This window comes from Staphylococcus argensis, from assembly GCF_002902305.1.
Classification (GTDB): domain Bacteria; phylum Bacillota; class Bacilli; order Staphylococcales; family Staphylococcaceae; genus Staphylococcus; species Staphylococcus argensis.
Window position 1 is genome coordinate 357595 of sequence record NZ_PPPX01000016.1, and the last position, 20228, is coordinate 377822.

21 protein-coding genes are annotated in these 20228 nt (G+C 34.4%); 7 read left to right on the top strand and 14 right to left on the bottom strand.

Features of this window, described 5'->3' with window-relative positions:
• Positions 1 to 39: 39 nt before the first annotated feature.
• The 4 genes from CD039_RS10525 to CD039_RS12120 all read right to left on the bottom strand — a co-directional run bounded on the left by CD039_RS10525 (position 40) and on the right by CD039_RS12120 (position 2933).
• Positions 40 to 264, bottom strand: coding sequence for a hypothetical protein (locus tag CD039_RS10525; RefSeq protein ID WP_103372281.1), 225 nt, complete (start codon positions 262 to 264; stop codon positions 40 to 42).
• 185 nt (positions 265 to 449) lie between these two features.
• The gene (brnQ, locus tag CD039_RS10530; protein ID WP_103372282.1) at positions 450 to 1808 is read right to left on the bottom strand and encodes a branched-chain amino acid transport system II carrier protein; all 1359 of its coding nucleotides are present in this window, start codon (positions 1806 to 1808) and stop codon (positions 450 to 452) included.
• Positions 1809 to 2126: 318 nt separating this feature from the next.
• On the bottom strand, positions 2127 to 2504 hold the full coding sequence (locus tag CD039_RS10535; protein ID WP_103372283.1) for a DUF3139 domain-containing protein: 378 nt from the start codon (positions 2502 to 2504) through the stop codon (positions 2127 to 2129).
• 237 nt (positions 2505 to 2741) lie between these two features.
• Positions 2742 to 2933 (bottom strand): hypothetical protein, encoded by a 192-nt coding sequence (locus tag CD039_RS12120; protein WP_240595155.1) that lies wholly within the window; start codon positions 2931 to 2933, stop codon positions 2742 to 2744.
• A 193-nt stretch (positions 2934 to 3126) separates the two neighbouring features.
• On the opposite strand from CD039_RS12120, the gene CD039_RS10545 reads away from it, so the two are divergent.
• From CD039_RS10545 to CD039_RS10555, 3 genes are all read left to right on the top strand, one after another.
• Positions 3127 to 3513, top strand: a complete 387-nt coding sequence (locus CD039_RS10545) for a YxeA family protein (RefSeq protein WP_103372284.1) — start codon at positions 3127 to 3129, stop codon at positions 3511 to 3513.
• A gap of 166 nt (positions 3514 to 3679) precedes the next feature.
• The gene (locus CD039_RS10550) at positions 3680 to 4438 is read left to right on the top strand and encodes an ABC transporter ATP-binding protein (protein ID WP_103372285.1); all 759 of its coding nucleotides are present in this window, start codon (positions 3680 to 3682) and stop codon (positions 4436 to 4438) included.
• Positions 4428 to 6305, top strand: coding sequence for an FtsX-like permease family protein (locus CD039_RS10555; protein WP_103372286.1), 1878 nt, complete (start codon positions 4428 to 4430; stop codon positions 6303 to 6305). Before CD039_RS10550 ends, CD039_RS10555 begins: the two co-directional genes overlap by 11 nt.
• A gap of 138 nt (positions 6306 to 6443) precedes the next feature.
• Here the strand turns inward: CD039_RS10555 and CD039_RS10560 are convergent, their stop codons facing one another.
• Positions 6444 to 6953 carry a DUF805 domain-containing protein gene (locus CD039_RS10560; protein ID WP_049410036.1) on the bottom strand — a complete coding sequence of 170 codons (510 nt, stop codon included), beginning with the start codon at positions 6951 to 6953 and terminating at the stop codon, positions 6444 to 6446.
• Between the two features lie 253 nt (positions 6954 to 7206).
• On the opposite strand from CD039_RS10560, the gene CD039_RS10565 reads away from it, so the two are divergent.
• The gene (locus CD039_RS10565) at positions 7207 to 8178 is read left to right on the top strand and encodes a tRNA dihydrouridine synthase (protein ID WP_103372287.1); all 972 of its coding nucleotides are present in this window, start codon (positions 7207 to 7209) and stop codon (positions 8176 to 8178) included.
• 318 nt (positions 8179 to 8496) lie between these two features.
• On the opposite strand, the gene CD039_RS10570 is transcribed toward CD039_RS10565, so the two are convergent.
• From CD039_RS10570 to CD039_RS10590, 5 genes are all read right to left on the bottom strand, one after another.
• Positions 8497 to 9591 carry a hypothetical protein gene (locus CD039_RS10570; RefSeq protein WP_103372288.1) on the bottom strand — a complete coding sequence of 365 codons (1095 nt, stop codon included), beginning with the start codon at positions 9589 to 9591 and terminating at the stop codon, positions 8497 to 8499.
• A gap of 172 nt (positions 9592 to 9763) precedes the next feature.
• Entirely contained in the window at positions 9764 to 11647 is a 1884-nt protein-coding gene (locus CD039_RS10575) for a glycosyltransferase (protein ID WP_103372289.1), read from the bottom strand.
• A 398-nt stretch (positions 11648 to 12045) separates the two neighbouring features.
• On the bottom strand, positions 12046 to 13032 hold the full coding sequence (locus tag CD039_RS10580) for an MsnO8 family LLM class oxidoreductase (RefSeq protein ID WP_103372290.1): 987 nt from the start codon (positions 13030 to 13032) through the stop codon (positions 12046 to 12048).
• 30 nt (positions 13033 to 13062) lie between these two features.
• Positions 13063 to 13728: an NAD(P)H-dependent oxidoreductase gene (locus CD039_RS10585; protein ID WP_103372291.1), complete on the bottom strand. Its 666-nt coding sequence runs from the start codon at positions 13726 to 13728 to the stop codon at positions 13063 to 13065.
• A gap of 136 nt (positions 13729 to 13864) precedes the next feature.
• Entirely contained in the window at positions 13865 to 14185 is a 321-nt protein-coding gene (locus CD039_RS10590; protein WP_103372292.1) for a winged helix-turn-helix transcriptional regulator, read from the bottom strand.
• 156 nt (positions 14186 to 14341) lie between these two features.
• On the opposite strand from CD039_RS10590, the gene CD039_RS10595 reads away from it, so the two are divergent.
• Positions 14342 to 15661 carry an NtaA/DmoA family FMN-dependent monooxygenase gene (locus CD039_RS10595; RefSeq protein WP_103372293.1) on the top strand — a complete coding sequence of 440 codons (1320 nt, stop codon included), beginning with the start codon at positions 14342 to 14344 and terminating at the stop codon, positions 15659 to 15661.
• A gap of 429 nt (positions 15662 to 16090) precedes the next feature.
• Here the strand turns inward: CD039_RS10595 and CD039_RS12170 are convergent, their stop codons facing one another.
• The 4 genes from CD039_RS12170 to CD039_RS10615 all read right to left on the bottom strand — a co-directional run bounded on the left by CD039_RS12170 (position 16091) and on the right by CD039_RS10615 (position 17765).
• The gene (locus CD039_RS12170; RefSeq protein WP_103372294.1) at positions 16091 to 16219 is read right to left on the bottom strand and encodes a hypothetical protein; all 129 of its coding nucleotides are present in this window, start codon (positions 16217 to 16219) and stop codon (positions 16091 to 16093) included.
• Between the two features lie 13 nt (positions 16220 to 16232).
• The gene (locus CD039_RS10605) at positions 16233 to 17117 is read right to left on the bottom strand and encodes a permease (protein ID WP_103372295.1); all 885 of its coding nucleotides are present in this window, start codon (positions 17115 to 17117) and stop codon (positions 16233 to 16235) included.
• An 87-nt stretch (positions 17118 to 17204) separates the two neighbouring features.
• Positions 17205 to 17525, bottom strand: a complete 321-nt coding sequence (locus CD039_RS10610; RefSeq protein ID WP_002449352.1) for an ArsR/SmtB family transcription factor — start codon at positions 17523 to 17525, stop codon at positions 17205 to 17207.
• A 45-nt stretch (positions 17526 to 17570) separates the two neighbouring features.
• Positions 17571 to 17765 carry a hypothetical protein gene (locus tag CD039_RS10615; protein ID WP_070719429.1) on the bottom strand — a complete coding sequence of 65 codons (195 nt, stop codon included), beginning with the start codon at positions 17763 to 17765 and terminating at the stop codon, positions 17571 to 17573.
• A gap of 282 nt (positions 17766 to 18047) precedes the next feature.
• Between CD039_RS10615 and arsD the strand changes: the two genes are divergently transcribed.
• Positions 18048 to 18395, top strand: coding sequence for an arsenite efflux transporter metallochaperone ArsD (gene arsD, locus CD039_RS10620; protein ID WP_002449502.1), 348 nt, complete (start codon positions 18048 to 18050; stop codon positions 18393 to 18395).
• Positions 18382 to 20106, top strand: coding sequence for an arsenical pump-driving ATPase (arsA, locus tag CD039_RS10625; protein WP_186303076.1), 1725 nt, complete (start codon positions 18382 to 18384; stop codon positions 20104 to 20106). Before arsD ends, arsA begins: the two co-directional genes overlap by 14 nt.
• Positions 20107 to 20228 lie beyond the last annotated feature (122 nt).

Here is a 20228-nt window from a genome sequence, read left to right on the forward strand (position 1 = left end):
TTCACTACACACTTTGACATACTGGATGATTAATGCCCCTTAATCTAAATAATGATCTGCATGTTCAAGTGCGTAGTCGTTACCTTTTGCTTTTTCTTTTTCATATTTTCGTTTAGAAATCTTTTCCATATGTTCAATTTTGTAACTTACTTTTTTCGCAAACTGTTCTACTTCTTTTTTATTTTTTGCAAGTACATAGCAAGTTAACACATTATCGTCGACAATATCTTTGTAATGTTGATAACGTAATTTAAAGATTTTCATAATCTATTCCCCCATTGTTTTAAAAATATATGCCCCACATTGTAATTATTAAATTTATGCCCGTCTTTGAGGAAAACGAAACCTAGAGCGCTTGAGAATTGTCGTCTTTTTTATCCATAACGAAGAAAAAAGCGCTTAAGAAAGATAAACTTCCTTAAGCGCTTCGATGACTTAACTCAAAAGTGTTATGCGTGTGCTCGCTCTCCACCACGTAATTTATAGACAATTAAACCGATGACAAATCCTACGACTGCTGGCACGATCCACCCCATGCCAATCGTAAAGAAAGGTATGTAGTGTTCAGCAAAGTGAATTAAGCTTTGAGCAAATCCAGTGTTCACGAATGATTCTGGGCTGGCTTTAACTCCGTCGAAAAAGGCCGCAATCATCGTGAAATAAGTCGTAAAACGATAAACGATAGGTGAATGATGGAACCATGAGCTGACGAGCGTTAATAATATCAACGTAATCGCTAGTGGATAGATGAACATCAACACTGGAGTCGAATACATGATGATCTTAGTTAAGCCGACGTTAGCGAAGATACATGCTAATAAACTTGAAGCTGTCGCAAACTTGAGATAACTCACTTTCGGGAAGAGTTCTGTAAACGTTTCTGAGAAAGCTGTAATCAACCCGATTGCAGTTTTTAGACATGCCAAGATAATAATAAGTGATAAAATGATGATTCCATAGTCGCCGAGATAATATTGCGCAATTTGAGCTAAAGCGATACCGCCGTTCTCACTCAACTTGAAATGACCTAAGCTCATTACACCCATCAAGGCTAATATCGCATAAATAATAGCCATACCGACGATACTGATTGTTCCAGCTTTAGATGTTTCTTTCGCAATACTATTTGGCTCAGTAATACCTAACTTCTTGATCGTCGTCACGATAATGACACCAAACGCTAACGCTGACAACGCATCAAGTGTGTTATAACCTTCGATAAAGCCTTTCAATACCGAACCGTGTTGATAGTCCGGGCTAACTGGCGCATGGCTGATACTACCTAGTGGGTGGATAAAAGCCAGCACGACCACAATTGCTAATAAAATAAGGAATATCGGATTTAAAAATTTTCCAATATAATCTAAGATTTTTGATGGTTTTCTCGCAAAAATCCAAGCTATAACGAAGAACAAAATACTGAAAATCGGTAACACTACTTTTCCTGTTCCTGAACTTATGAAAGGTGAAAATGCAATTTCATAAGATGTTGTCGCTAGCCTCGGTAATGCGAAGAATGGCCCGATAACAAGATACAACGCCACAGTGAATAAGTAAGCATAAATCTTGTTGACGCGCGTTGCGATTTCGAAAGTCCCATTCGTCTTAGAGACACCAATAGCAATAATTCCTAAGAATGGGAACCCAATCGCCGCGATTAAAAATCCAATGACTGCTGGCCAGACATGTGCACCTGCAGTTTGTCCTAAATGAATTGGAAAGATTAAATTTCCCGCCCCAAAAAAGAGACCGAATAACATCGATCCAATAAATACCGTTTCCTTGATTGAGAGTTTGTGATTGTTCATAGTATGTAATTCTCCTCATACGTATTTTAATTATTATTATACATTTTTTAACTACCTCTTGGGAGATGAATATTAAGATTTTTAAGAAATATCTATAAGTTTCTTTCTGAAAATCACTCTTTAAGGCAACAATTGAGTTATTTAAGATGAAAAATTACAAAACACTATATTCTTTTCGTTACAATTTTCTCCACAACAATGAGTTGCGAGAAGATTTTATAACACAACTCCCAGTCCAATAAGCAGGATAAATGAAACTCGGGCATACTTCAACTGGCGATGCTAAGGCGGGATTGAGGTCTAGCTGAAATTAAATTTTTACTGATTTTCAATTTGATAATTTGTTGTTCTTTCGCCAGAAATCTCATTTTCAGTCTTTGTATCATGTACTTCTGTCATCACATTGTGTTTCTTGTAGTGATAGAAAGGATTGATAAATTCTGTTAAATTTGGCCGCTCCACTGTTTGATAGAGATAAACATTATGAGGTTCGTCTTTGTAGATGATTTCTTTATAATAGCCATACTGTTTCTCATCGTAGCGATTTTCTTCACTTTTAATATGTTTTTGAAAATGATGGTGTTGAAGCTCTAAGTTAATTTCCTTATAAGAAATATGTCTAAATCTCCAAAAATAGCACACTACACCTAGTACAACGAATAAAATAATACCTAGTGCAAACGCAATTTTCTTCATGCGTAACCTCCAATTTTTCAAATATTGTACTCAAAGGGGAGACTGCCTGCCGTCTTCAATAACTACTATCGATACGACTCCGCTTCTAATAAATATTTATAGTAAGATTCTTTTTTCTAAATCCGTTTCGCCCCAAACTTTATACTCTTTCGTATCCGTCCACGGCGCTGGTGATGGCGTCACTGTATAGGTATACACGCTGTGCGGTTGATCTTTATAGGTTATCTCTTTCTCAGCTTAACCCATCTTAATATTAAAGTGCATTTCTTCATGCTTAATCTTTTTCGCCCACCCTTTTTGAGCGATGACGTAATTGATAACAGTCTCACTTTTAACTTTCTGATAGGTAATGATAGTTGTGAAAACGGCCGACAGTATAAAAATAATGCTAATGATAGAAAGAATAAGTATCTGTATTAATTTTTTCATAATATGTATCCGTCTTTCTTTTATATTTCCTATATTAGAAATTTCTAATGCTTCGCTCCTTTTACCATATCACGCCTCAACTTTCTTACAAATCCGTAAGATAATACCCTCAAATTGTAAGATTAGATAAAAGCTGGAAGAGCACTAGGCTCCTACAATAAAGATATAAGTTAAAGAAAGGAGCAACTTAGCTATGAAAGCTTTAAAAATATCGTTAACGACAATTGTCATCATCATCCTACTCATCGTTGGATTATTGTTTGGACTTAAAATATATGGAGAAAAGCATCCACAAAATATAGAGGTACGGAGCTTAAACTTAATCAATCCGGTAGTGCCTACTAAAGAATATTACGTGAAGACGAACAAACCTTATAAACAAGGTAAGGATATTGCGCCTACTTATAAAACGACGGGCTACGACAAAGATGGGCACAGTAAAAAGATTACGTATACAGGTATGAAAAAGCTCAAAACGAATCATTATCTAAAAATCATAAAAAAATCGGGCGTAGTTAAAAGTTATGAAGAAGTCAAGAAGAAAAATATTCCACAAGATGCTCGCGAAAAACTCAAATAAATCGATAAATCCACGGCCGCACACTCAGGTCGTGGGTTTATTTGTAATCTCTGACATAACCTTACAAATCTGTAAGTTACAGCCCTCAATTTGTAAGGTTAGATAAAGGCTGCAACGCGCACTCTCTCGTAAACTTGAACTATAAACAATCATTAGGAGTGAGATAATGACTATTCTAGAAGTAAATAATTTATCTAAAATCTATGGCAATAAACAAAAATATGAAGCCCTTAAAAATATCAATTTCAGTGTTGAAAAAGGAGAATTTGTCGCAATTATGGGGCCTTCGGGTTCAGGTAAGACAACGCTCCTCAACGTCATCAGTTCAATCGATACGATTTCAGGCGGGTCGGTCATCATTGATGGCAAAGAAATTAATAAATTAAATGATAAAAAGCTCGCTGATTTCCGTAAAACGCAACTTGGTTTTATCTTCCAAGACTACAGTGTCCTCCCCACACTCACAGTCAAAGAGAACATTATGCTTCCACTGTCAGTGCAAAAAAATAAAAAATACGTAATGGAACAAAACTACAAAGAAGTTACTGATGCGTTAGGTATCAATGACCTAAGTCACAAATATCCGAGTGAAATTTCAGGCGGACAACAACAACGTACAGCTGCTGCGCGTGCATTCGTTCATAAGCCGTCCATCATTTTCGCCGATGAACCTACAGGCGCGCTTGATTCTAAGAGTGCCCAAGATTTACTCAAACGTCTTGAAGATATGAACAACGAATTTAATACGACGATTATTATGGTAACGCACGATCCTTCAGCAGCGAGTTTCGCAGAGCGTGTCATTATGTTGAAAGACGGTAATATCCATTCAGAAATTCATCAAAATAATAAATCTAAGCACGATTTTTACCAAGAAATCATCAAACTACAATCCACATTAGGTGGTGTGACTCATGACATTTAATCAAATTACGCTAAAGAACCTTAGACAGAATATTAAACATTATGGGATGTTCCTGTTCTCCCTACTCTTGAGTATTGTGATTTACTACAGTTTCACAACTTTAAAATACTCACATAGTATCAATAATTCAAATTCTGCTGAGTTCCTTAAAAAAGGCGCGTCAATCGGTTCAACGACACTCTTTATTATCATCATCGTCTTCTTGATGTACGCGAATCATTTATTCGTGAAGAGACGTACGAAAGAATTCGCGTTATTCCAACTTATTGGACTATCAAGAGGCAATATTCTCAGAATGTTGAGCCTTGAACAATTCATGATTTTTATCGTTACAGGCATCGTAGGTGTAATTATTGGCATCTTTGGTTCACAATTAGCACTTAACATCGCAGTGAAACTCATGAAACTCAAGACGCACATAGCGATTGGCTTTGAACCTAAAGCGTTAGGCATCACTGTAATCATGCTTGCCATCTCATTCTTATTAATACTGATTCAGAACGCCTTATTCTTGAAACGTCGTAGCATCCTTACGATGATGAAAGACAGCACGAAGACCGAGGCGACGAAAGCACGTATTACGATTCCTGAAGTGATTGGCGGTATCTTAGGTATCGCGATGATTGCCTTCGGTTATTATATGGCAATGGGAATGTTTACTACGTTCAAAGCATTAACGATGGCGATGGCCACTCCATTTATTGTTATTTTTCTAACTGTCGTCGGTGCTTATCTCTTCTTTAGAAGTTCCGTTTCTTTGATTTTTAAAACGGTTAAGAAAGCTAAAAATGGTCGCGTGTCGATTACAGATGTCGTCAGCACTTCTTCAATTATGCATAGAATGAAGAAAAATGCGATGTCGCTCACAATTATTGCGGTAATTTCAGCGATTACGGTTACAATTCTATGTTTCGCAGCCATCACACAGTCACAAACGAATTACACTATGGAGACCATGACACCTCAAGATTTTAATATCTCAGAATCAAACCACGCAGAGAAATTTGAAGATAAACTCCATAAAGCACATATTCCATTTGAAAAGAAAGTAACTGAAACGATCAACCCTAAAAATGTGAAAGATGAAGTTATGACTATGGGTGATGATACACATTCTGCCAACACATCAACGCTGGCTGCCAACTCTAAACTGAAAGGTAACGAGGCGAAACTAACCAACACAAAATCTATGCCAAGTATCGTTCAAATTCACAACAATAAAGAGATTACTGTAAAAGGGAAAGAGAAGAAAACTGTAAAAGTGACACAAATCGATAAAGATAAAGTCTATCCTTTAAATGTCTCTTATGACGCACCTGTCGTAGAAGTGAGTCCTGAGATTTATAATGCGGTAAAAACAAATGATAATATTCTACACGATTACGGATATAACTTAAAACATCACAGTGATATGAAAAAAGCTGAGAAATTAGGTATGAAAATTGATTCATCAATCATTTCTAAAGAAACGATGAAGAAACAGCTCGATGCGTCTAACGGTGTCTTCATCTTCGTGACTTCATTCCTAGGCTTAGCATTCCTAATTGCGGCTGGCTGTATTATCTACATTAAGCAAGTCGATGAAACTGAAGATGAGAGTGATAACTTTAAGATTCTGCGTCGTATCGGCTTTACAAGTTCAGATATGGCGAAAGGCTTAGTATTGAAGATATTATTTAACTTCGGTCTCCCTCTCATTGTTGCGCTGTTACATGCGTTCTTTGCGGCCAATGCATTTATGCATATTATGGGTAACGTGACGTTGAAACCAGTGTTTACCGTCATGATTATTTACACACTCGTTTACTTCATCTTTGCGATTATCGCATTCGTTCATTCCAACCGAGTGATCAAGAAGTCAATTTAAAGAGATGATGTGATACTGTAAGTTAAAATTGTTGAAGAGCCATGCATGAGAAGTGCGTGGCTCTTCTTAGTTTCTAATCTAATTAAAAGACGCATCCTTTTAGATGCGCCTGATTTTAAATATATGTAAGTTACTCATTTATTCAGCTACTACTTCGTTATCTTTCATTGGTGGACAACTGCCACCTTTCCCGTAACGATTAGGTCTTTTTTTACCTGGCATAGCTAACACTATAACAGTATATAACCAGATGAGGCTCGTAATAGCAGAACCGAACAACCATGCGAAAGTAGCTGTACCAAAGAGACGAGCATCATTATTAACAATTAAATAGATAATGCCTAATATAAATAAGCATGCGCCGATAGTTGAAATAATCCCACTCAAATGATGCAGAATCGCCAATATCATCGTACGGCTTGTATCATGAAGACGGCGACAAGTTACTGTGAAAGTTGGGATAAGTAACACGACTGCAAAAATCGAACCTAGCGTTCCTACTGAAACAATACCTAATAATGATGTAATTAAGAAATTAATCCAGAATGGATGCCAATATTCAGCTCGTGTTGCTCTTCCGTTGACCTTAGCAAACCTCGTCCAAAATCTTATATAACAACCTATTGCCGACTGATTTAATTTAGCCATAAATTACCTCCTAACCCATTATATTATTAGTATACATAAACAGAATTATATATCAATTTCATTTTATACAACTACTTTATATAAAAACTATAAGAGATGTAAACGATTGCAAATGCTTAACTTTTAGACTCCCAGCAGACTTCCCTCTTAACTTACTGAGACCCATCGCTATACCTTTGTATAAGTCTGCGATTTGTGGTAGTATCATCATGGATAAATTTAGATATTACTAAACAAGAAGGTTTAATAGATTATGAAAGATAATTTTTGGAGTGAATTACCTCGCCCATTCTTCATTCTGGCACCTATGGAAGACGTGACGGACATCGTTTTCCGTCATGTAGTCAGCGAAGCTGCGAGACCTGATGTGTATTTTACCGAATTCACTAACACAGAGAGTTTCTGCCACCCAGAGGGCATTCATAGCGTGCGTGGACGTCTGACTTTTAGTGAAGATGAACAGCCAATGGTCGCGCATATTTGGGGTGACAAGCCTGAGCAGTTCCGCGAGATGAGTATTGGCCTAGCTGAGATGGGCTTTAAAGGCGTGGATCTGAATATGGGCTGTCCTGTAGCCAATGTTGCGAGCAAGGGTAAGGGTTCTGGCCTGATTCTCCGTCCTGAAGTTGCGTCAGAGATAATTCAAGCAGCGAAAGCAGGTGGGATTCCTGTCAGCGTTAAGACGCGTTTAGGTTATTATAAAATTGAAGAGTGGAAAGAATGGTTGAGACACGTCTTCAAGCAAGGTATTGCTAACTTATCGATTCATCTTCGTACTCGCAAAGAGATGAGTAAAGTCGATGCCCATTGGGAATTGATTGAAGCGATTAAAAGCTTGCGAGATGAGATTGCGCCGGATACGTTACTGACGATTAACGGTGATATTCCAGATAGACAGACTGGTCTTGAACTTGCCGAGAAATACGGTGTCGATGGTGTGATGATCGGTCGAGGTATCTTCCACAACCCATTTGCATTTGAAAAAGAACCCCGTGAACATAGCACAAAAGAATTATTAGATTTATTAAGACTCCATCTCACATTATTTGATAAATATTCAGCAAACACTGGTCGCCCATTCAAGAGTTTACGTCGATTCTTCAAGATATACGTACGCGGCATTAGAGGTGCGAGCGGTTTGCGTCACGAATTAATGAGTACCAATTCTACTGATGAAGTGCGTAAGTTGTTAGATGAGTTCGAAGCGCAGATGGATGGAGAGTAGAGAGGGAAAAATAGATACTAAGTATAAAGTGCATCCTAAAATTAGAGTTTTGATCTAACTTTAGGATGCACTCTTTCGTCTTTCAGTGAATTTCAATTATTTATATATGTTCTACTTCTTATTAGCGTAAGTATCCCAAGAGATAATTACAAGCATGTAAAATAAAATATAAACAATGAACCAAATATCTAAATGATCTTGATGCAATTGCTTATATATTAAGAATAACATCACAACAGACATAATTAACTTCACAGAAAAACGTAACCACATATACTTTAAACTCCCACTTACCAGATAATCTTATACACATAGAGTTTAACTATTTTTAGAAATTATGTCATCTAAATATTTTTCAAAGTCTTTTAAACTTATGACATCACGTATTTTATCAATGATTTTATTAATACCTTTGGTATCTTCATTTAAGGCCGATACTATATTTCTCTCAGAAAGTGCAGCACTTTGATTTTTGAACTTATATATAGAAGATACAATATCTTGCTTGTAGTTAATTTCCTCATTAATGCAATATTCTTCAAATAACTCTTCCCATTTATCTGCACTTCTCAGAATAATAATAACATCCTTATCTTTTTTAATTTTTTCAATAAGAATTTTAGCACTTAATTTACTACTTTCTAAATTATCTAAATTGCTTAACGAACCACTTTTAAATGAACGATATGGAATTAATTCAATATTAGCTACTTTTATTTTATCTAGTGCTTGTTCAAATTTTTCTTCAATATCCTTATTATTAGTATATTTTTTAGTTTCATCCATTTTGTCAAAAATTGATGTATAATGTTTGAGAGCATTTTTAAATAATGAATCTTTTCCTTCACTAAATACTTTCGAATAATATTTCGTAAAATAGTAGGCTACTATTTTAATGTCATCTTCTTTATGTTTATCCACAAATATATCAGCACTTTCATTAGATTCCTCGTACATTTTACGCAATGCTTTTATTTCCTTGTAAAGGACATTTTCTTTAGATAAAATATGATTTTGGTAAAATTCATGTAATTGTTCACCATTGTTTGTATCTCCTACATAAAATTCATTAGACACATCTTCGTTACTCTCATTTGTTCTTTCTTTTCGAATATACTCTCCTACTGTATCACAATTTTTCGATTCTTCAGTTTGGGTACGAGGATTAAGTAATCCAATTACCACTTTTGCCTTATCAATATCCCCTAACACATGATTAGGTATACCCCAACGAAGTACCTTTCCGCTCTTGCTACTTTTCTTCTCTAATTGCTCATCTTTATGGTGTCCCCAAGAAAACTTCTCTTTACTTTCAGGGTGTTCGTATAAGTAATGATATTTTTCAGCTTTTTCTTCTATATTTCCTCCATTGTTCCAAAATTCTTCTAATTCATTCCATAAACTTTCACTCATATCTCATCTCTCCTATACAATGGTTATCAAACGGTTCATACATCAAAAACCGCTTCACATACCCAGTTAAACAAATAAAGTGGACAACAAATGTCCACTTAAAATTGCATGATAAGATTTAATATGATGTTGCACTAAAATCTCGATTTTAGTCATTAATCATTTACACCCACTACTTCACCACTTCTACAAAGTCTTTGTTCGCAGTCATGAACAGTCCATCTTGCGTTACTAAGCGTGGCGTTGAATTTTTAGTATAAATAATATCCTTAATAGTCAATTTCTTACCGACTTTAAGCGTTTGAACCGCTTCACCCATAAACGTGCGTGTATCATACAGTTTACATGCTTTAGTAATTTTCACTTTTTGAGGCACGTCAGTGATATATTGATCTAAATTTGACGCATCAATCAACGCTACAAAGTCTTTATTTGCGGTCAAGATACTACCATCTTGTAATACGAGGCGTGGCGTGCCTTTGGACGTATGCTGTATATCCACCGCTTCGACTCTCGTTCCCGCCTCCACGGTATCAATAGGAACTTTGAACGCGATATCTTCATATCGTTTCACTTTCTTCAGTGTCATGAGCGGCCCTGGCACTTTTGTAAAATATTTATCACTCAAGTCCATTTTTTGTTGCGCTTTCTCTTTATTCATCAACTCAACTTTGAAATTTTGACGTTTCATCTGATAAAGGTCATTAAAACTAGGATATGACGCATACACGAGTGAAAATTCGCCTTTTCCATACTCGACACTTAAATTCAAATCTACAGTATCCAAATTTTTAAATGCTTCATGTGAAACATAAATTCTACTGTCGTTATATTCAAACGGCAACTCCGCTTCATTCGGCACATTGTTAATTTCAACCGCCTTCACCGCTTGAATTTTAACATCATCAGCCCTAAAGACATGAATCACTTCATATTTCTCACCATCAATGACATGCGTCCCTTCATAAATTGGATAACAATCCACCGCAAGAGTTTCAAACCATTCATAAGACCGCGTAAGATTGCGATAAATCTTGCCATCTTGAATCGTAAATTTCCATCTTTTATACACGATATCTGATACGAAATTGATAAACGTTTCCTCATCCGCCTGATGATAAAATGTATGCAGTATTTCAAAAATCGGATCCGTGATTAGCTCCTTAACTTCAAAACCGCATTCACTCATTTTACGTTCGACTGCATCAAATATCTTATAAAACCCCGGTTTATCAGGTGATTTCACAAAAGTTCTCGTACGAAGAAAACGTGCAATGTAGTCCATCTCAAGCACTCGAGATAACGCCATGCGCTTAAGCTCTGAAGACATCTCCATGTCACAAGTTCGATTGAGAATCTCTAAATTCAATCTCGCTTTCTCTAACATGGACGTTTGTTTAATCAACGAAACGTTCTCGTCATAGCGATTGACGTGATACATCGGTATCGTAGTCATCGTAATATCATTCACTTTAGAGAAGAGTTGGAAGAAAAATAACTTATCTTCTCCATACTTCATGTGTTCAAATTGAATGTCATTATCAACAACAAGCGCCCGTTTAAATAACTTTCCAGGTGGTCCCACAGCTCTAAAGATTTTCTCGATATCTTGTGGCTTTAAATGAGATTTATCTTTATAACTCGTAAATTTACCGTGATATCCCACACCTTTTGAAGTATGTTTGAAACTCTGACCTATACCGAAATCCGCGTCGTCAGCAATAACCTTCTCAACCATCTTAGGAAAGCCTTCCGTATCTAACCAGTCATCCGCATCCAATAATGTAATATATTTCCCGCGAGCCTCTTGAATTCCCACATTTCTTGGCTCAGCAGGACTCCCTGTATTCTCAGGTAATTGAATTAATCGAATAAAGTCATAGTCATTTTCATAACTTTTAACAATCTCCACCGAACGATCAGTTGAACAGTCATCCACGAAGATAACCTCAATACTGTCTTTATCTATTTCTAAATTAATTAACGATTCTATACACTGATTTAAGAATTTCTCCTTGTTATACACTGACACAATAATCGAAACGAGTTTAGTCATGTTGGTCCCCTCTCTTTTAATTCTCATGTTAGTTCATATCTTTGATGATAAGATGCGCTGTCTCGCTTCCCTTATGCCACCAACGATAAATTGATTGATTACACTTTAGCTATTTGAAAATGTTCAAAATCATTCGATCCACTTAAATTAATCATAATATACGTAACCTTTAATGCAAGTAGTTTTTCTAAAAATTTTTCTATACATGCAACTTTAAAGTACTTAATTAATTGAACTTATAAGTATTAATGCTGTAAATAAATGATAGCAAGCACAACGCTAGATCTACAAGAGAGGTTCTACTATTAAAAAAAGACATAATAAAAATAACGAAGCCCAGCTACTCTCGTAGTCGCTTCGTTATTTATCAAACCTACTGTTCAAATGAATTATTCGTCTTATTTAGTAATCAAAGAGGCGAGTGCTTTATATAGATTTTCCCGGGATGCTTCACCAAACTGTGTCGTCGTAATCATAAGCTCATCAATTGCTAATTCATTCGCCAAATGGGTTAACTTTTGTTTGAGTTCTTCAAATGTCCCTATCAATTGAGACTGTAAATAAGATTCTGCCATAAGTTGTTGTTGCTTACTTAATTTAATTTCATCAATATGATTCCAATCAACATTTTGAATCATACCAGCACTATTTAAATACTTAAGCATAGCTGCTTTTTTTAAATAGTGCACTTCTTCCTCTGTTTGGCCACCAATGACTGAAACACTGACAATCATATTCTGATGTTGTTGATCTTGAGTCTCTTGACGATATGCTTTTACAGCTTTCTTCACATCATTCTGGTTAAATTGATAAGCATATACATAGGATAATCCTTTCTGAGAAGCTAGACGTGCACTTTCAACGCTTGAGCCTAACACATACACAGGTGGTAACGGCACGCTTTGAGGTATCGCCCGAATTTGTGACAATTCATTATTAATGACTTCGCTATGATAGGAATCATAATTAAATAATTCTATTAATTGGGCATCTAAATCATTCGCTTTATATGGTTGATTTGAACGGCGTAAAGCAAAAGCAGTGAGGCCGTCTGTACCAGGAGCACGTCCGATACCTAAATCAACACGATTAGGATAGAAAGCTTCCATTGTTTTAAATGACTCAGCAATTCTTAACGGAGAATGGTTAGGGATCATTATCCCACCTGAACCTACCCGTAAATTTGATGTGACACTCAAGATTCTATTCATAATCGTTTCTGTAGCTGCACTGGCCACCGTAGGCAAGTTATGATGTTCTGCAATCCAGTAACGTCGATAACCTAGTTTGTCGACACTCTTAGCTAGCTCTATTGTATGATTCAACGCATTTCTATCGTGATCATTACCATCTACAGGAACTAAGTCTAGTACAGATAAATTCATGTGATATTCACTCCTCTCAAATATCCATGATTAATCTTCATCGACGCCACCATTTAATAAGCCTTTAGCTGCAAGTTTAGTCATTAGTCGTGCATTACCTCTTCCTATATCACCCAATTGTGTTTCAAAGATTTGATTAATAAATGTTTCAGTTTGATCTAAATAATGGTGTCTAGTTTCGTTACTGACTGCAGGTACAGCTGTGAAATACTGTTGAGCTATGTCTCGGAAACCTGTCATACCGAATATATTATCCCATAAGATTTCGATGGCTTGATATTGTTGCGTTAATCCAATGTAAGGGTCTGCTGAACCAAATGTAAATAGTGAGAAGACGCGTTTATCTTTGAGTAAACCTTCCCCTTTTTTGTTATATGCAAAGCCTGAGATAAATACTTTGTCAAAATATCCTTTTAAGAAACCTGGAACAGAACCAAACCATACTGGAGAGATTGTGATAATCGTATCAGCCCATAGGACATCTTCTTGTTCACGTCTAACTTCTGGAGTGTATTCCTTTGTGACTGCTGCTTTTAAGTCTTCACTTTCCATTGTTGCATTAAAGTTCATAGAGACTAAATCTTTTACTTTATACTCAGCCCCTTGTTTCTCAAGCGTTTCTACTGTACGATCTAAGATTGCTTTGTTGAAACTACCGTCATATGGATGTGCATAAACTACTAATACATTAGTCATTCATATCCCTCTTTCTAACTATTGTTATTTCTATTTTGAACAAATATATGGAATATGAATAGTACTGTTTTTTTTAGTAGCTACTCCATTTTATAGTTGAATTATGAGGAAACAAGGAATATAGCGATCGAAATTTTTATAGATTTTCTTCTCCCCAATCATACATATACTTTAGTATAGGCTCGAATTTCTTCCCTAGTTCAGTTAGTGAGTACTCCACTTTAGGTGGAATTTCTTTATACACTTCACGATGAACCAAACCATCTCTTTCAAGTTCGCGTAATTGTTTCGTTAGCATGGACTGGGTTAATTCTGGAAATGTACGATTGATTTCTCCAAAACGGCGAGGTGTTTCAGACACATACCATAGTAAGACTAACTTCCATTTTCCGCCTACTAGTTTTTGAACTTTTGCTAAACCACAATCATGTGAATATTCCATTTTATTCATATCCATTCAGTAAAAAAATCGTTTAATTCAACTCCTGTTATTCTCCATTACTACTATAAAAGATACTAACTTCTTAAAAAAACAGTACTTGTTTTAAATAAATTACTGTTATAACGTTAATGCATTATTAATTTAGCATAATCATTTAAGGAGTGAAATAATATGTCCTCATCTAAACAAATGATACTAGGTGCTCAATGTACGAGCTATGGTGCTTCAAGTAGCGCTTGGAGAAATGAAGCAGCTGCCCCTGATCGTTTAACTAATTCAGATTCTATTATCGAATCTGTTAAAAAAGCTGAAGAAGGGAAATTCCACTTTATCTTTATGGCAGATCATCCTGCTTTAAGAGACGATATCTCAACTTCTTCACCTTCTAGTACGATCGATCCTATCGTCATTGCGAGTCAACTCGTACATGAAACAAATCACATCGGTATTGTTTTAACACAATCTACAACCTTTAACTATCCATATACTGTAGCTAGACAACTTAAAGCCCTTGATGTATTGAGTAATGGAAGAATGGGCTGGAATGCTGTTACGACAAATGATCCCCGAATTGGTGCAAATTACGGAGAAACTATTGCTCCACGTCAAGAGAGATATGCACGTGCACACGAATTTATCCAAACTGTACAAGCACTTTGGGGTAGCTTCGGTCAAAATGCTATGAAAATGGATAAAGAAAGAGGTATATTTGCAGATACTTCAGAGATAGAACCTATCTTTGCCCAAGGTCAATATGTCTCTTCAAGAGGTCCCCTTCCTATACCTGCCTCTCCACAAGGTCAACCTGTAATCTTCCAAGCAGGTGGAGGAGCAGAAGGTTTAGAACTGGCTGTAAATTATGCTTCAGGTATTTATTCCATCGCTTCAGACATTGAAAGTAGTCGCATGCATCAAGCAGAGTTAAAGTTAATGGGGGAACGATTAGGTAAAAATACAGAGCATATCAATATATTTATGGGACTTATCGTTACAGTTGGAGATACATTTGAAGATGCATTAAATAAAAGAAGAACTATGCTAAACGAAACAGTTGGAGGCCTAGAAGATAAAGTGATGCATTTATCACAACTCGTTGGTCTTAACATTCCTTATAGCATGTTACATGAATCACTTCCAGAAGAGTGGTTAGCTATGCTAGAAGCTCACCCTTATCAACTCCATTCACAACGTGCAGTAAATCTATTTAAACAAGGTTATACTGTATTTGATGTTCTTGCACATGGCGTTACAGACTTTCACAGAACAATCATAGGGAGCCCAATTGATATTGCTGATGAGATGCAAGAACTCTTCGAAGACGGTGGTTGTGACGGCTTTACTATTTCTCCTGACCGTTACTTCGATGGACTACCTGACTTTGTGGATAAAGTGATTCCAGAACTTCAAAAACGTGGACTTTACCATACTGAATACGAAGGTCACACACTTCGTGACCACTTAAACGTGCCTTATCAATATGGTCAGAATTAATAGTTGTAAAATAGGGTCAGCTCACAAATTTCATATGAGCTGGCTCTACTTTTTTGATTAGAATTATCTTAGGAAAAAGGCATATTTTATTCAATTGGTTTACACTTCTACAAATTGCTCTAGAAAAGTAAGTTCATTTCCATTTGTATATCTATTGATAAATAAAGTTATTGATATCCAATCAATGTTATTAATCTAATACTTCTTATAAGATTAGTAATTTCTAACATCACTTATGATAACTTTCTGCGTATCGGTTAATGATGCGGTTTTTTATTTAACGCCTTTTTGTTATAAGTCTTAAAGAAATACTAAACAAGTAAAATAATTTTTCTTAACTGAAACGAAAGAACGACAAATTCCATACTATTACATTGGAATTTGTCGTTCATTTATTTATTAGAAGCATATATTCTACATACTTCTAAATTAATTGTTACAACAATTATTATTGTCTTGCTGTTCTTTTTCATCTTTATCTTTCTTTTCTTCAATTTCTACCGAACAGCATGATTGATCCTGAGGTTTCATTTTATTTAATACATCTTTAATTCCCATTAGCTCACCCCCTTTAAATAATGATGTTTACAATCAAACCTGTAACGATAGCTACAACTAAAATTGCAATAACGAATGATAATACAAAATTTCTTTTGAATAATTTAGATAGTAATACAACTTCTGGAATACTTGCGCCAGCACCACCAATTATCAAGGCAACAACTGTCCCTATTGACATTCCTTTTGAAGCTAATGCTTCAGCTATAGGTAACATTGTTTCAGGTCTGATATACATAGGAATACCTATAATAGAGGCAATAAATACTGATATAATGCCATCTCCACTCGCATATTTAGTAATAAATGTTTCGGGTACAAAGCCATATATAAAAGCACCAATAAATACACCGATAAATAAGTAAGGAATCATTGGATATAAGAATGCCCAAGCATCATTTAATGCTTGTTTAAAACGAGATCCATTTTTATTAGCGAAAAACCCATCTCCTTTTACCGTTACACCTTTATAACTTTTAGATAAATTCATTTTTGAAAATATGAGACCAACTAAAATACTAAAAATCGCTAGTGTAACAAAGTAAACAACAGCAACTTTCCAACCTAATAAAGCCCATAACATAAATATCATTAATGGATTCATTAAAGGTGACGCAATTAAAAAACTCATTGCAGGACCAAATGGAACTTTAGAATTTAATAAACCTGCAAGTATAGGAATTGTAGAACAAGAACAAAATGGTGTAATCGCACCAAAAGCCATTCCCAATATATAATTAATAGCTTGATTAGGTTTACTTAAAAATTGTTTTATTTTTTCTTCTGAAACTATCTGCTGTATTATACTTACAATAAAGCTCACGATGATAAATAGTATTAATAATTCAAAAAACAACATCACAAATGTTTTTGTAAATTCCATAATTGAATCTAACATTAGTATAACGCCTCCAAATTTAATTAATCAATATTTCTTGATATATTAATCAAAAAAAATTGATTAATACTACATTAAAAAAGATACTTAAAGTATCTTACAACAAGTATCTTCGTTTAAAACAACCTGTATTTGCTGCTCATTAATTTTATAATAATTCCATGTGCCATGCTTTTCAGCAATAAGAACATTTGCATCTACTAATTTTTTTAAATGATAAGAAAGTTTAGATTGTTTTATATCTAATAACTCTTCTAAATCACATACACATAATGATTTATTGAAGCTTTGGCTAATTTGATTTAGTATTTTTAATCTGATTTTATCAGCTAGCGCATTAAACATATTTTCATAAAAGTCAAATTGTTGATCTTCACTCATATCAGTCTTTGCTTTAATAACTTCCATAAAAGACCATCCTTTTTATAATATTTCATTGAGTTTATATTATCTTTATTTCAATTCTTGAATTGCTTGTTTATAGTTATTTTTTGTTGATTCGCCATACTGATTAATGTTCTCTTTAAAGAACTCCTTTTCCATATATATTGTAGCTTCTTTTAAATTGATTTCTCTTGATAGCATAACAAGATTTAAATAACTTACAAAATAACCAACAGTTAAAGTACTTGCATGGTTTACTCGCAATCAAGCATGCCTCCTTATTGTCAACGTAGTTTTATATCATTTAATACATCAATTTTTTTTGATATATTAAATATAAATCAATATCTATATTATCGCAAGAAAAAAACTACAATTTTTACATAAACTTAGGTATTGCTCACAGAAATATTAAAATAATTTTTTCATAAATTGTATTATTAAGAATTAAATTTAGTAAAATTTTTAAAACTCAAACAAAAACATAGACTAACATCTATATAGATGTTAGTCTATAATCGAAAATTAATTAATGAGGTGAGTATAATGTTAAATATTGAAATATACGAAGAAGCTATGTGCTGTTCTACTGGGGTATGTGGTCCAGAACCGGATGAAACACTAATAAAAGCGAACCAAATCAATGAATATTTAAAACAAAATCAAATAGAAGTTCAACGTTATAATATGAATAATAATCCGAATGAATTCATTAAAAATCAAGAAGTTATTCGTTTAATTCAAGAAAAAGGTGATGAAGTTTTACCCATCACTTTTATAGAAGGCGGTATAGCTAAAACGGGCGCTTATATTACCCAAGAAGAAGCCGATGAAATCATTACAGTTAATCAAATGAGAAATGGAGGATGCTGTGGTGGAGATGGATGCTGTTAAATACTTAAATAAATTGAATTTAGATAACATTGAGTTAACAAAATATTTGTTTTTTACTGGTAAAGGTGGCGTAGGCAAAACAACGATATCAAGTTTTATTGCTTTAAACTTAGCAGAGAATGGAAAGAAAGTAGCTTTAGTAAGTACTGATCCAGCTAGTAATTTACAAGATGTATTTCAAATGGAATTATCTAATAAATTAACTAAATATCAACCTATACCTAATCTCTCTATAGCCAATTTTGACCCGATTGCTGCTGCAGACGATTATAAAGCACAATCTATAGAACCTTATGAGGGTATTCTACCAGAAGATGTGCTTGCTGAGATGAAAGAACAGTTAAGTGGTTCATGTACAGTTGAAGTAGCAGCATTTAATGAATTTACAAATTTTTTATCCGATAAAACTTTAGAACAAGAATTTGATTTTATTATATTTGATACAGCTCCCACAGGTCACACCTTGAGAATGCTTGAATTACCTTCTGCATGGACAGATTATTTAAATACAACGAGTAATGACGCTTCTTGCTTAGGTCAATTATCAGGTTTAAATGAAAATAGAGTTAAATATAATTCAGCACTTGAAAAACTACGTAACCAAGATGATACGACCATGATGTTAGTTGCGAGACCTACTCACTCTTCTATATATGAAATTCAAAGAGCGCAACAAGAATTACAACAACTGTCAATTTCTAAATTCAAAGTAATAATTAACAACTATATAGAAGAAAGTCACGGTTTAATTTCGAGTCAGATGAAATCAGAACAAGATAAAAACATTAATCATTTTACTGAATGGTTAAATAACAATCATGCTTATTACGTTCCATATAAAAAGCAAAAAAAAGAAGGTATAGAAAGTTTAACTAATCTATTAAATGATGATAACTTAATTGAAAATGATGACTTTATTGTTGAAGATCATCCGCAATTCAATAAATTAATCGATGAAATTGAAAATAGTAAAGTTCAATATTTATTTACACTGGGAAAAGGTGGCGTTGGTAAAACGACAGTAGCAACGCAATTAGCTACAACGTTATCTAATAAAGGATATCGTGTTCTTTTAGCAACTACTGACCCTACTAAAGAAATTAATGTTGAAACTACAAGTAATTTAAATACTGCTTATATTGATGAAGAACAAGCATTAGAAAAGTATAAAAAAGAAGTACTAGCCACAGTGAATGATGATACACCACAAGACGATATCGATTATATTATGGAAGATTTAAAATCACCTTGTACAGAAGAAATAGCATTTTTCAAAGCCTTTAGTGACATTATGGAGAATCAAGACGACATGGATTACGTCATTGTAGATACAGCTCCTACAGGCCATACCTTGCTGTTACTTGATTCTAGTGAAAACCATCATAGAGAATTAAAGAAAAAATCAATTCAAACTACCAGTAATGTTGAAACATTATTACCTAAGATTCAAAATAAAAATTTAACACAGATGATAATCGTAACACTAGCAGAAAAAACACCTTATTTAGAATCTAAACGTTTAGTAGAAGATTTAAATAGAGCTAATATAGGCCATAATTGGTGGATCGTTAATCAATCGTTAGTTACGCTAAATCAACGTGATGACCTTTTTAGTAACAAAAAAGAAGATGAATCATTTTGGATAAACAAAATTAAAAATGAAAGTTTTGATAATTACTTTGTCATACCTTATCGAATATCAGAATATTAATGTTATTGATTATAATAAGACCTAGAGTCTACTTTAAACCAGTTAATAATTTAGGAGTTAAGCAAGTATATAATTTATCAAGTGACAATAAAAATTATTAACGAAATAAAAGATTTCAAGTA